This is a genomic window from Clostridium sp. CM038 (assembly GCF_055081105.1).
Window position 1 is genome coordinate 2,985,352 of record NZ_CM143651.1, and the last position, 12,973, is coordinate 2,998,324.

At 33.7% G+C, this 12,973-nt stretch carries 13 protein-coding genes; 7 read left to right on the forward strand and 6 right to left on the reverse strand.

Going from position 1 to position 12,973, the window contains the following annotated elements:
• Nucleotides 1–128 precede the first annotated feature (128 nt).
• Together ACWJKS_RS13690 and ACWJKS_RS13695 are read left to right on the forward strand one after the other, a co-directional pair.
• Nucleotides 129–509 (forward strand): RidA family protein, encoded by a 381-nt coding sequence (locus tag ACWJKS_RS13690; RefSeq protein WP_165414354.1) that lies wholly within the window; start codon nt 129–131, stop codon nt 507–509.
• Nucleotides 510–526: 17 nt separating this feature from the next.
• Nucleotides 527–1,516, forward strand: coding sequence for a D-cysteine desulfhydrase family protein (locus ACWJKS_RS13695; RefSeq protein WP_165414355.1), 990 nt, complete (start codon nt 527–529; stop codon nt 1,514–1,516).
• A 113-nt stretch (nt 1,517–1,629) separates the two neighbouring features.
• On the opposite strand, the gene ACWJKS_RS13700 is transcribed toward ACWJKS_RS13695, so the two are convergent.
• The gene (locus tag ACWJKS_RS13700) at nt 1,630–2,532 is read right to left on the reverse strand and encodes a LysR family transcriptional regulator (RefSeq protein WP_462959793.1); all 903 of its coding nucleotides are present in this window, start codon (nt 2,530–2,532) and stop codon (nt 1,630–1,632) included.
• A 134-nt stretch (nt 2,533–2,666) separates the two neighbouring features.
• On the opposite strand from ACWJKS_RS13700, the gene ACWJKS_RS13705 reads away from it, so the two are divergent.
• Nucleotides 2,667–3,086, forward strand: a complete 420-nt coding sequence (locus tag ACWJKS_RS13705; protein ID WP_165414357.1) for an OsmC family protein — start codon at nt 2,667–2,669, stop codon at nt 3,084–3,086.
• A 222-nt stretch (nt 3,087–3,308) separates the two neighbouring features.
• Here ACWJKS_RS13705 and ACWJKS_RS13710 read toward each other — a convergent pair whose 3' ends face one another.
• On the reverse strand, nt 3,309–5,441 hold the full coding sequence (locus tag ACWJKS_RS13710; RefSeq protein WP_462959794.1) for a sigma-54 interaction domain-containing protein: 2,133 nt from the start codon (nt 5,439–5,441) through the stop codon (nt 3,309–3,311).
• Between the two features lie 236 nt (nt 5,442–5,677).
• Here ACWJKS_RS13710 and ACWJKS_RS13715 point away from each other — a divergent pair, with 236 nt between their 5' ends.
• The 4 genes from ACWJKS_RS13715 to ACWJKS_RS13730 are packed head-to-tail and all read left to right on the forward strand — an operon-like array spanning nt 5,678 to nt 8,432.
• Complete coding sequence (locus ACWJKS_RS13715; RefSeq protein WP_202881889.1) at nt 5,678–6,061, forward strand: GntR family transcriptional regulator; 384 nt, start codon at nt 5,678–5,680, stop codon at nt 6,059–6,061.
• Nucleotides 6,054–6,908 carry an ABC transporter ATP-binding protein gene (locus tag ACWJKS_RS13720; protein ID WP_462959795.1) on the forward strand — a complete coding sequence of 285 codons (855 nt, stop codon included), beginning with the start codon at nt 6,054–6,056 and terminating at the stop codon, nt 6,906–6,908. Before ACWJKS_RS13715 ends, ACWJKS_RS13720 begins: the two co-directional genes overlap by 8 nt.
• A 58-nt stretch (nt 6,909–6,966) precedes the next feature.
• Complete coding sequence (locus tag ACWJKS_RS13725) at nt 6,967–7,665, forward strand: ABC-2 transporter permease (RefSeq protein WP_462953660.1); 699 nt, start codon at nt 6,967–6,969, stop codon at nt 7,663–7,665.
• Nucleotides 7,659–8,432, forward strand: a complete 774-nt coding sequence (locus ACWJKS_RS13730) for a hypothetical protein (RefSeq protein WP_462959796.1) — start codon at nt 7,659–7,661, stop codon at nt 8,430–8,432. The genes ACWJKS_RS13725 and ACWJKS_RS13730 overlap by 7 nt, the downstream gene beginning before the upstream one ends.
• Before the next feature lie 180 nt (nt 8,433–8,612).
• Here the strand turns inward: ACWJKS_RS13730 and ACWJKS_RS13735 are convergent, their stop codons facing one another.
• The 4 genes from ACWJKS_RS13735 to ACWJKS_RS13750 all read right to left on the reverse strand — a co-directional run bounded on the left by ACWJKS_RS13735 (nt 8,613) and on the right by ACWJKS_RS13750 (nt 12,759).
• The gene (locus ACWJKS_RS13735) at nt 8,613–9,620 is read right to left on the reverse strand and encodes a GGGtGRT protein (RefSeq protein WP_462959797.1); all 1,008 of its coding nucleotides are present in this window, start codon (nt 9,618–9,620) and stop codon (nt 8,613–8,615) included.
• Between the two features lie 22 nt (nt 9,621–9,642).
• Nucleotides 9,643–10,335, reverse strand: coding sequence for an iron-sulfur cluster assembly scaffold protein (locus ACWJKS_RS13740; RefSeq protein WP_216303251.1), 693 nt, complete (start codon nt 10,333–10,335; stop codon nt 9,643–9,645).
• 143 nt (nt 10,336–10,478) lie between these two features.
• Nucleotides 10,479–11,312, reverse strand: a complete 834-nt coding sequence (locus tag ACWJKS_RS13745) for a deoxyribonuclease IV (protein WP_462959798.1) — start codon at nt 11,310–11,312, stop codon at nt 10,479–10,481.
• Between the two features lie 34 nt (nt 11,313–11,346).
• Nucleotides 11,347–12,759 (reverse strand): glycoside hydrolase family 1 protein, encoded by a 1,413-nt coding sequence (locus ACWJKS_RS13750; RefSeq protein WP_462959799.1) that lies wholly within the window; start codon nt 12,757–12,759, stop codon nt 11,347–11,349.
• Nucleotides 12,760–12,973 lie beyond the last annotated feature (214 nt).

Sequence of the window (12,973 nt, forward strand, 5' to 3'; positions counted from 1 at the left end):
TTCACCTAATAGTACTATGCTAGGATTAGAACTTGCATTATTAGGTTTACTTGTATATTATTATTGTAAGATAAAAGATAAAAAGATTTTAAAATTAAAATATAGTTTCATAAAGAAGGAGAATAATAATGATAAAAGAAATTATTTCAACTAAAAAAGCACCTGCAGCAATTGGACCATACTCACAGGCAATTAAGGTAGGAAATTTATTATTTACATCTGGTCAACTACCATTTATACCAGAAACCGGAGAACTCATAAGTAGCGACGTAAGAAAAGCTACAGAAAGATCTATTGAAAATTTAAAAGCAATATTAGAAGAAGCAGGATCATCTCTTGATAAAGTCGTAAAAACGGTAATTTTTCTTAGAGATATGAATGATTTTGCAATAGTAAATGAAGTATACGAAAGCTATTTTACTTCAAATCAACCAGCACGTTCATGTGTCCAGGTGGCAAAACTGCCTAAAGATGGAATACTTGAAATAGAAGCTGTAGCATTTGTATAAAAAAGGAGGAGTAATCAATGATTAAAATTCCTGAAAAAATAATGTTTGCAAACTTACCAACACGGATAGAAAAACTAGAAAGACTTTCTCAAAAACTGGGCGGACCTAATATCTATATAAAAAGAGATGATCAAACAGGAACCGAAGTCTCTGGTAATAAAATAAGAAAACTTGAATTTTCTGTAAAGGAAGCTCTTGATCAAAAATGTGATGTACTTATTACCTGCGGAGGAATCCAATCTAATCATTGTAGATCTACGGCAGCAGTCGCTGCAAGACTTGGAATGAAATCAGTCCTTGTTTTAAGAGGGGACTCAGAAACAGAATCAGATGGTAATTTGTTTATAGATAAGCTATTGGGAGCTGAGATTCGTTTTGTTACTCCAGAAGAATATAAAAATAATAAAGCTGGAATTATGGAACAAATCAAAGCGCAATTAGAGGCAACGGGCTGTAAACCTTATATTATACCAGAAGGTGCTTCTAATGGGATTGGTGGATTTGGATACTATAATGCCATGAAGGAAATTATTTGCCAGGAAAAAGAGCTAGGTGTGCATTTTGATAGAATTGTACTAGCAGTAGGATCTGGTGGAACTCATTCCGGACTGTTTCTAGCAAGCAAAACACTAGAGTATACTGGCGAAATCTATGGTGTCAACGTTTGTGATGACGCTGAACACTTCAAAAATGAGATTTATAAAATAGCTCATGAAAGTATGCAATACATCGATGTGAATCTACATATTTCAAAAGATGAAATTCATATTATAGATGGATATGTAGGAAGAGGATATGCACTAAGCAGGCCAGAAGAGCTTCACTTCATCCACGACTTTGCAAAACTAGAGGGAATTATTTTAGATCCTGTGTATACCGGTAAAGCAATGTATGGATTAGTACAAGAAATTAAAAAGGGAACCTTTAAAAACTGCGAAAATATTCTATTTATTCATACCGGCGGAGCATTTGGATTGTTCCCACAAAAAGACCTATTTGAGTTTTAAAAAATAATAAACTTATATAAAAAGTTCACAAAAAGGTATAGCAAAATTTTGCTATACCTTTTCTGATAAAAGCACTATTTTACCTCCTACGAGATCTGGGCAGCAGTCTAATATCACTTCTGACAATACTGCATTGGAAGGATTATCTTCGTCATATTCAGCAAAGTCTGTAAAGCAGGCGACACCCACTTGTCTTTGTGGTAAATTACTTGAGTCAAGAATTCAAAATAAGGTCCACACCATTTCAATTCAACAAGCTGACCTTTTGATAGTTCTTCTTCAACTGTAATTTTAGGCAGAACTATAATTCCTAAACCGCCGATTGCAAGCTGTTTCATAGATTGGATACTACCGATTTCCATAATTGATTTGGGAGTCAAACCACAATCGCTAAGTATTTTCATCAGCGTCCTCCGATAGCTACAGCCTTCTTCTGCTAAAATAAGAGTATAGTCAACGATGTTTTCGGGATATACACCAATGAACTTTGCAAGGGGATGGTTAGGTTCTGCGAGTAATACTAAAGGTTCAGGTATTGCCAATTCAACAATGAAATCCGAACTTGTTATCATACGCTCCAAGCAAAAGGCCACATCAATCTGGTTATCCAGTAAAAGTTCTTGATACTCCGTAGATTTGATAGTTTTTAATATGATTTCAATGTCAGGAAACTTATAATGGAACTTTTTGAGGAGGTTATCTATCCGTGTTGTGCATAATGACTCCCATGCTCCTATCGTCAGAACTCCTTTTGTAGCAGGATAATCTTTTACTGCATTTTTTGCCTCTTCACACAGATTAACGATTTGTCTTGCATAAACAATAAATTTTTCCCCCTCATGAGTAAGCGAAATATTCTTCCTAATACGTTCAAATAGACGAATTCCTAGGTCACTCTCTAGCAACTGTATCTGAGATGTGACAGTAGGCTGAGTATATCCAAGCGTATATGCTGCTCGAGTAAAACTATTAAGATCAGCTACAGTAATGAATGTATTAAGTTGGCGAATTTCCATGTTATTATCCTTTCTTCATCCATAAATTTTTTATATGATTATGATTTATTATATCAATTTTTCTTTTTGAAGTCTATGAGTTATTATTAACTTAAACACATACCATATTATGAATATAGGAGGAATTAATTATTATGATGAACGCAGTAGTAAAATGGCTTGGAGACGGAGCGGCATTTGAATGTACAACTCCAGAGGGAGCAAAATTCGTGCTGGCTGGTCCTGCAGAAATGAATAACGGAAAAGTTTTAGGTCCAAAGCCAATTGAAATACTTCTTCATGCGGTTGCAGCATGTACAAGTGTAGATATAGTTACAATGCTTAAGGCTAGAGGGGCTCAAATTTCAGAATACGAAGTGATTGTGAATGGAGAAAGAGGATCAGTGGCTCCAAAACCTATCGAAAAAATCGATCTTTCATATAATATAAAAGGAAAAGGTATGACCCCTGAAATGATAGAATATGTGCTTAAAACTGCCTTTGAAGTTGAAAGTGGTGTTGCAAATACTTATAAATCAGATATCACTTGGTCTTTTAATCTCATTGAAGAATAATTTTACATTGCCTTTTAATTAGTTGTTTTCTGTTTTAATTTTTTTCAAAGTCCTTAAAATCTATTGAATAAACTCCATCTTGTTCTAACAATTGATTTTCAATTATTAGAACAAGATTCTATTACTTCATAATTTACACCCTTCTTATATTTATTTATGCAAGAAATATTTGCTATAACATAAATACAACAAATATGGTGCCAATTTAATGAAAAATAATGTCTATTTAAGTTGAGATTGCAGTTTGTTGAAAACCTTTATGCCTCGGTCATTTATTTTACTACCACCTCTACCTCGCGACATTTTAATTAAACCTAAATTATTTAAATCGTTTAAAATACCGCGAACTTCTTGTTGGGTTAGGTAGCGTCCCGTTTTTTCTGCTTGCTCAGAAATTGATAACCTACCCATGGAAATTTGTTGAACAAATCCCACATGCAATCTGTCTAGTACAAAAAAATAATCATCTAATTGATTACCTGCTAATTGCTCCAAAAGTTTAGCATCTAGATTAATGCTAGTGTCAGACTTGCATTTTAATGTTGACATAGCATTATTGTAGAACCCAGGTGGTAAATCGTCGTAATACACCATATCTTTATCTATATAGGTGAGATATTCTACATAGTTGTGTAGTTCACGAATATTTCCATTCCAATTATGAGAGAGCAATGCATTAATTACTTGTGTAGATAGGATGAATTTTCCTCCTAATTTATGTTTAAAGTAGTCAAACAACAGCATAATGTCTTCACCGCGCTCTCGCAATGGAGGAAGCTGAATTGGCAAGGTGTTTAGACGGAAGTAGAGGTCATTCCGAAAACTCCCGTTAGACACCAGCTCTTCAAGATTTTCATTGGCTGCAGCTATTATTCGTACATCAATACTAATAATTTTATTGCCGCCGATCCGCATAATCTCTCTTTCTTGAATAACACGAAGCAGTTTTATTTGGAGGGCCGGGCTCATTCCCTCTACTTCATCTAAAAATATTGTTCCCCTATGAGCATATTCAAAAAGTCCCAATTTTCCACCCCTTTTAGCACCAGTAAAAGATCCTTCATCGTAACCAAATAGTTCACTTTCTAGCAGATTATCTGGTATTGCTGCGCAGTTTATGGCAATAAAAGGATAGTTATGACGCTCTGATTCGTTGTGTACAGCATGTGCAAAAAGTTCCTTCCCCGTTCCGCTCTCACCTGTAATTAAGACAGTAGAATTGGTTTTCGCCATTTTTTTAGCAATGGTACATGCTTTTTTTATTACATCGCTCTCCCCGATGATATCCTCAAAGGTATATTTAGCTTTGTGCCCTTTATTAAGTAATTGAATACGCAGATTATGTTGTTTATACTCTTCTTCGGTAAATTTTTGTATAGTAGCAAAAGAACCGAGATATTCCTCTCCACGTATTACAGGAGTAACGGTTACAGTAATATCCACGCCACTCACTCTAATCAAACGATTATTTATCTTTTTTCGCGTACTCCTACACTCCTCAAAAGGTAAAAACGAGAAATTTAACGTAGCAGGATGATCGATGGATTGTTCTTTCGTAACACCTGTAATTTCTAGTGCTCTTGAATTGCAAGCAAAAATAACATCATTATCATTCACACCAATAATCCCTTCATCCATAATTTCCATCAAAATTTCAAATTGACTTTCCATTTGAAGAGATCTTCCAAACAGTTGATTAAAGCTATAATTATTGACAGCTAAAGAACGAAAATATTCCTTGAATTTCCCACTCTCTAATAGGTAATCAAATTTTAGCCTCAGTGCTATTTCAACCATAGTGGTTGAATCTAGCACACGCTGCCCAAGGTCGATAATAGTCTTTATATCTTTTGGTACATAACGTAATTCACCTGGTGTTACCGACAACTCGAACCCACTAACCAGCTTTGCTCCAGGATAATATGGAGTAAAATCTATGTGATTTATGCCTAGTTGGCTTAGTCTAGTTATAGCCTCGCGCACCATTTTTTCACTGAGATTGACAAACAAAGCTTTACTTCCATTTGGTATACTCCTTAAAATATCAAGAGATTTGTTAGTAAAAGCCACTGCAATTTCTACTTTAGGAACATCAATGGGGATGCACTCCTGAAAATCCGTAATGTTTTCGAAAGCATCGGTTGAAACTACAAATAAATCAGCTTCCTTTATTTCTTTAACTGATCCATTTAATACATTATAAGCACATGTGGTTACTAGCTCACCAAAAAGCTCTTTAATCTGATTTTCGTAAAATTTTGCAGCCGTATAATCTAGTGCTACAATAGCTATTCTCTTTTTTATAGGACTCACCCTCTTAAGTTTTAACGACAGTTCAGAAGGAAAGTCTCCCACTTCTACAAGTGGGGGTTAACTACCCTAGCAAAAATAAAACTTCAGTGGGAGTATAAATCTCATTCTGAAGTCGTTAATATTTCAGCTCCGCAGGAGATGATTTAATTACTATAATGTTAATTCTTTTTAAAAAACATGTCAAGGAAAGCTTCTAATTGATAAATTGTAATTAAAAGAAATTATTGACAATTATCTGTATCTATCATATAATAACAGTAGACAAGGAGGTAGTGTGCTTGAATATTCTTATATCATCCCTTTCGCAAACGCCCATATATGAGCAAATACAAAATCAAATAAAAGAAATGGTACTCAGCGGAAAGCTAAAATCCAAGGAGCAATTGCCGTCAATAAGGCTTATGGCAAAAGATTTGAAGGTTGGAATCATAACAGTAAAACGTGCTTATGAAGAACTTGGAAAAGAGGGTATTGTCATCAATTTACAAGGACGAGGATGCTTTGTGGCAGAGATTGACCGAAAAAAAGTTAAGGCAATACACATTGACATGCTTCATGAACGACTTCTTGAAATTAAAGAATTTACAGACGCTTGTGGCATATCCCCTGAGGAAATGCTTAAAGTTATAAATGAAATATACGGAGGTAGTAGAAATGACTAATAAGGCTTTGGAAATCAAAAACTTGAATGGAAGTATAGGAGATTTCTCTTTGGATGATATAAATTTTTCAATTCAAAAAGGAACTATTATGGGGTTTATAGGAAAGAACGGTTCAGGTAAAACCACCCTTATTAAAACAATACTTAATATGATTCCAAAAACAACGGGACAAGTATTCTTCGATGGTACTCCTATGTTCGGAAACGAAGAAACTGTTAAAGCAAAAATAGGAGTTGTCTTTGACAGTCTAATTTATCCTCTTAACCTCAAACCTATTAAAATTAAAAAAATGATATCACCCTTTTATAAAACCTTTGATGATAAAAAATTTGACGAACTTATGAAGCGCTTTGAACTTAATCCAAGTAAAAAGCTTAAAGCATATTCAAAAGGTATGCAGATGAAATTCGGAGTTGTAATGGCACTATGTCATAATCCAGATTTAATTATACTTGACGAACCCACAGCAGGCCTTGACCCAATCGCAAGAGCTGACGTAATTGATTTACTCTTAGAACTTATGCAAAATGAGCAAAGATCCATACTATTTTCAACTCATATTACAAGTGATCTTGAAAAAATTGCAGATTATATAACAATGATTGATAATGGTAAAATTGTTTTTTCTAAGGGGAAAGATGAAATGCTTGATACCTATCTTCTTGCACATATTGAGAGAGAATCTATGACAGATGAAATTAAATCTGGACTTATAGGCATAAAGGAAACGACCTTCGGATATGAGGGATTATGCAACAAAAATCTAAAACTTCAAAATTTTGAAGGGGTTAAAACCGCCAGGCCTACAGTTGAGGACATTATGCTTTACATGGGTGCAAAAAAATGAAGATGACAAGGAACTACCACTTAGCAAATTATAGAAAGTTTTACAAGGAGGTGGAATAATGCTAAAGAAATTTTGGAATTATCAGTTACTTTTAAGTGATTCATCATGGTTCGCTAATACGAAAAATTCTTTAACATTTGTTTTTTTTAGTATATTTATTTACATGCTAATTATGATTACTTTAGACCTAATATTCGGAGATGGAGGATTTATATTCTATACCACGGTTTTTGCTTTGTATGCAATTTACTCCACTATAAATTCACAAAATAAATTATTTGAAATTGTACCAGTTTCAAAATTGTATTCGCTTATAAATATTTATTTTTTTGTTTTTATATTTATTACTTTTCCAGCTGCTATATTGCTCCTATTTGCGAGGCTTATGACACAATTAAACTTCACTTCGAGTATGAGTGTATTAATAATTAGTTGGAAAACTATATTATTAATAGGGTGCACCTCTACTATAGTAGCTAGTATCTTATTGCCCATATTTTTTATAAGGCTTAATTGCCTTAGAAAAACCCTTACAATATTTGGAGTTGTACTTATCCTAATAGTACTTCTTTTATTTAAAAACTTATTACCGGTTGTAACTGAACTTGGTACAATAAATTTTTGGAAAAGCATTGCAATAATGCCTCGTTACAATGAATTTTTATTATTATTAGTCTGCGTCTGTGTAGTAATAATCCCTATTTCAATGTTAATATCCTATAAACTATATAAAGGAGAGAGGTGCTTAACATGTTAAAAAAATTCATTGCTTATCAAAAGCTATTGCTAAATTCATATCCTCCAATTGATATTAACTCACCAGCCCCTTTAAAGGTATTACTTTATGTTTTTGCTTTTGCTGTAATAATTTTCATGAATATATCTATATTTTTCGGAAACACAGCAATTTTCGATTCTTTTTTACCTTGTAATTTGCCTATTATAATTGTATGGATGATTAATGGGATACTTCATGGTGATCACAAACTTTTTGAAACTGTTCCTGTAAGCCGAAAATATACAGCGTTAAATATATTTTTGCTACCAATAGTTATGATATTTATAATGTACATCCTATTCTATATTTCTGGTGCTGTGTTACTCGGTAGTATATTTGGATTTGTATACCTTACGGATTCCCAAGGTTTTAGTAACGCTCCTCCAGACTCTGCTATAAATCAAGTAATAGACACAACAAAAGGAGATCTATTAATGTTATGCATATTAGTAATAATTGTTTTTGTGGGAGTTGCAATTACTTTTATAAAAAGCAAAAAACTTAGGCTCTTAAGTTTTGCTGGGTTTGCTACTATCGGTTATGGACTTTTAGCTTTTCTAAAATCTTCTATGCCGATATCATCATACACTGGCGAAGTAGAATTTTTTGAAAGTTTTTCTATAATGCCTCTAGGAACTACTATTCTGATTTGTGTAGCTATTGCTACAGTTATAATAAGCATTGTCTCGGTTTTCATAGGATATAACCTTTATGCAGGTAAACCAACTGGTAGTAATGACTACTAGTTTTCATTAACACAAGATAGACATGCGACTTCTCTCATGTCTATCTTTTTATCTACTCCGTTCTTAACCATTCAGCAGGTTTTTTTGAATCTAGTAATTTGATTTGACATTAGTTATAGACGAGAATAAAAGCCCTAGCATTTAGTCAATTATCACTAAATGCTGGGCTTGTACCTTTTCTTAGACTTTATTTACTATTGCTTCTTCTACTGCAACCGCAACCGCAACTGAAGCTCCAACCATAGGGTTGTTACCCATTCCGATAAGTCCCATCATTTCAACGTGAGCTGGTACTGATGAAGAACCTGCAAATTGTGCATCTGAATGCATTCTTCCCATAGTATCAGTCATTCCGTATGAAGCAGGACCTGCTCCCATATTATCTGGGTGAAGAGTTCTTCCAGTACCACCACCTGATGCAACTGAGAAGTATTTCTTACCTTCTGCGCAACATTCTTTTTTATAAGTACCAGCAACTGGATGTTGGAATCTTGTTGGATTTGTAGAGTTTCCTGTAATTGAAACGTCTACTCCCTCAGAATGCATTATTGAAACGCCTTCGCGTACATCATCTGCTCCGTAACATCTTACTTTAGCTTTTTCTCCATCAGAATAAGCTGTTTCTTTAACTACTGTTAATTTACTAGTATAGTAATCAAATTTAGTTTGAACATAAGTAAATCCATTAATTCTTGAAATTATATAAGCAGCATCTTTTCCAAGACCATTAAGTATTACTTTTAAAGGTTCTGTTCTTACTTTGTTTGCAGCTCTTGCAAGGCCAATTGCACCTTCCGCAGCAGCAAATGATTCATGTCCAGCTAAAAATGCGAAGCATTTAGTTTCTTCGCGTAGAAGCATAGCTGCTAAGTTACCATGTCCAATTCCAACTTTTCTGTCATCAGCAACAGAACCAGGTATACAAAACGATTGAAGACCTTCTCCTATATATACTGCTGCATCAGCTGCCTTAGTACAACCATTTTTAATTGCTATAGAAGCACCTACTGCATATGCCCAGCAAGCATTTTCAAATGCTATAGGTTGAATTCCTTTAACTATACCAAAAACATCGATACCTTTTTCTTCGCAAATTGTTCTTGCTTCTTCTAGTGAGTTTATACCGTGCTTACTTAACACAGGTAATATTTGATCTATTCTTCTTTCATAACTTTCAAATAAAGCCATTTAATTATTCCTCCTTCTTATATTATTTGTTTCTTGGGTCGATTACTGTTGTTGCTTCTGCAAATCTACCATAACTTCCAGTAGCTTTTTCCATAGCTTCATTAGCATCCATACCTGTTTTGATCATTTCCATCATTTTTCCAAGTTGAACAAATTTATAACCTATTATCTCGTTATTTTTATCTAATGCAATATTAGTAACATAACCTTCAGCCATTTCTAAATATCTTGGGCCCTTAGCAAGTGTTCCATACATTGTACCAACTTGACTTCTAAGACCTTTACCTAAGTCTTCAAGTCCAGCTCCTATAGGTAGTCCACCTTCTGAAAATGCTGTTTGAGTTCTTCCGTAAACAATTTGAAGGAATAACTCTCTCATAGCTGTATTTATTGCATCACACACTAAATCTGTGTTTAACGCTTCTAAAATAGTTTTTCCTGGAAGTATTTCTGATGCCATTGCAGCTGAGTGAGTACTACCAGAGCATCCTATTACCTCAACTAATGCTTCTTGTATTATACCCTCTTTTACATTTAAAGTAAGCTTGCATGCACCCTGTTGAGGAGCACACCAGCCAATTCCGTGTGTTAAACCTGAGATATCTTTAATTTCTTTACTTTGTACCCATTTTCCTTCTTCAGGAATTGGTGCCGATCCATGATTAGGTCCTTTTGCAACACACATCATTTCTGAAACTTCTGTTGAATAAATCATAATATTATCTCCTTCCATATGTATATGGTAATTTAATACGCTTTATATTCAGTGGGAATTAAAACGTCCCACTGGGTCAATAATTGAAATATGTCTTCGATTCTATTTTAACAAAGAAAACCTAACTTATCAATAGTATTTTATTAGTTTTTATATGCTTCTCTTAATATCTTAATTTCCTGCGCATGACCAGCTAATTCATTTGGTGTTTCTAAATAGAATGGTAAGTGACGTAACTTGGGGTGATTAATAATTCTACTAATCGCTTCTATTCCAATTGAACCTTCTCCAATTTTTTCATGTCTGTCTTTATGACTTTCAAATGGATTTTTACTATCATTTAAGTGAATTGCATAAAGCTTATCAAGTCCAATAATTCTATCAAACTCATCTATTACGCCATCTAAATCATTAACGATATCATAACCAGCATCATATATATGGCAAGTATCAAGACATACACCCATTTTGTCTGAAAGGGTAACACCATCAAGAATTTGTTTTAATTCTTCAAACGTTCGTCCTACTTCTGTTCCTTTACCAGCCATTGTTTCAAGAAGTACCGTAGTGGTTTGCTCTGGTTTCAATATAGTGTTAAGCATATTTATAATATATTCTATTCCCTTCTCAACACCCTGTTTTATATGGCTACCCGGATGGAAGTTATAAAAACTATTCGGGAAGTATTCCATTCTAGATAAATCATCTTCCATAATCATCACTGCAAATTCTCTTGTTTTTTCATCAGCAGAACAAGCATTAAGTGTGTATGGCGCATGCGCTAAGATTGTCGCAAATTTATTTTCTTTTAATATTTCTAATAAAGCTTCTACATCACTCGGATCAATTTCTTTTGCTTTACTACCTCTAGGATTACGAGTAAAAAACTGAAATGTATTTGCCCCTATGCTAAGAGCATCTTTCCCCATGGCTTTATACCCTTTTGATACTGATAAATGACAACCTATATTTAACATGATTATCCCTCCAATAAAAAATTATATTCTTATTTTATATTAAACTTTTCCCATTTGTTGAAATTACTTCTTTATACCAATCAAAGCTTTTTTTCTTATATCTTTCTAATGTACCTGTTCCATCATCATTACGATCAACATAGATAAATCCATAACGCTTTCTGAGTTCTGCAGTTGTTGCGCTGACAAGATCAATGCATCCCCATGAAGTATACCCCATTATATCGACTCCGTCGTCGATTGCCTCCGCTACTTGAACCAAATGATCATTTAAATACTTAATTCTGTAATCGTCAATTACTGTTTTGTTTCCATTTTCATCAATTATTAATTTATCAATAGCACCTAACCCATTTTCAACAATGAATAAAGGTTTTTGGTAACGGTCATAAAAAAGATTAAGTATGTAACGCAATCCTTGTGGATCTATCTGCCACCCCCAATCTGAAGCTTCAAGATATGGGTTATGTACACCTGAAATAATGTTTCCTGTTCCCACTTCTCTCTTTTTAGGGTCTGCTGTTGCACAAGAACTCATATAATAGCTAAATGAGATAAAATCCACTGTATTTTTAAGTACCTCAGTGTCTCCTGGCTCCATATGTATTTTAATATTGTTATTTTTAAAGTATCTATCCATATATTTAGGATATGCTCCCCTTGCGTGAACATCTGCGAAATATAAATTTTCTCTATCCTGTTTCATTGCTTCAATTACATCGCTTGGATGAGGCGTTAATGGATAATTTGGTACACCAAGAATCATACATCCAAATTTTGCTCCTGGTATCATTTCATGCCCAATCTTAACTGCCATTGCACTTGCTACTAATTCATGATGTATCGCCTGATATAAATCTTGCTTCGTTAATTTTTCTTTATCCGTAAATATACCACCGCTCATATATGGTGCATTTAATACTGAATTAATTTCGTTAAAAGTAAGCCAATATTTCACCTTATTTTTATATCTAGCAAAAATTATTCTTATATAGTTCTCAAAAAATCCTACTAACGCACGATTTACCCACCCATTATAGTTCTTAGAAAGAGCAAGAGGAGTCTCATAATGTGAAATTGTTACAAGTGGCTCAATTCCATATTTTAGACATTCATCAAATAAATCATCATAAAATTGTAATCCCTTCTCATTTGGCATTTCATCATCACCATTTGGAAATATTCTAGACCATGCAATTGATGTTCTAAATGTTTTAAACCCCATTTGTGCAAACAGTTTAATATCTTCTTTATATCTATGATAAAAATCAATACCTACTAATTTCATGTTATCTTCTGTTGGTTCTTCTGTAACTTTCCCAATTATACCTTTTGGTGCAATATCTTGTGTTGATAACCCTTTGCCATCTTCATTGTACGCACCTTCACATTGGTTAGCTGCTACTGCTCCGCCCCATAGAAATCCTTTTGGAAAGCTCTTCGCCATTTTAAATCGCTCCTTTTAAATTTTAAAATTTATCTTACAAGTTATATCCATTTACTTTGTTGTTATTTACTAAATTCAATTTTGTGGATATCCTCTTACATTAGTGTACCCACACCTTATACATTATATATAACAATGAAAATTATTTATACCCTCGAAATAATATAAAAGAGCTTCGATAAAATTTTAATTTATCAAAGCCCTTTTATATTAT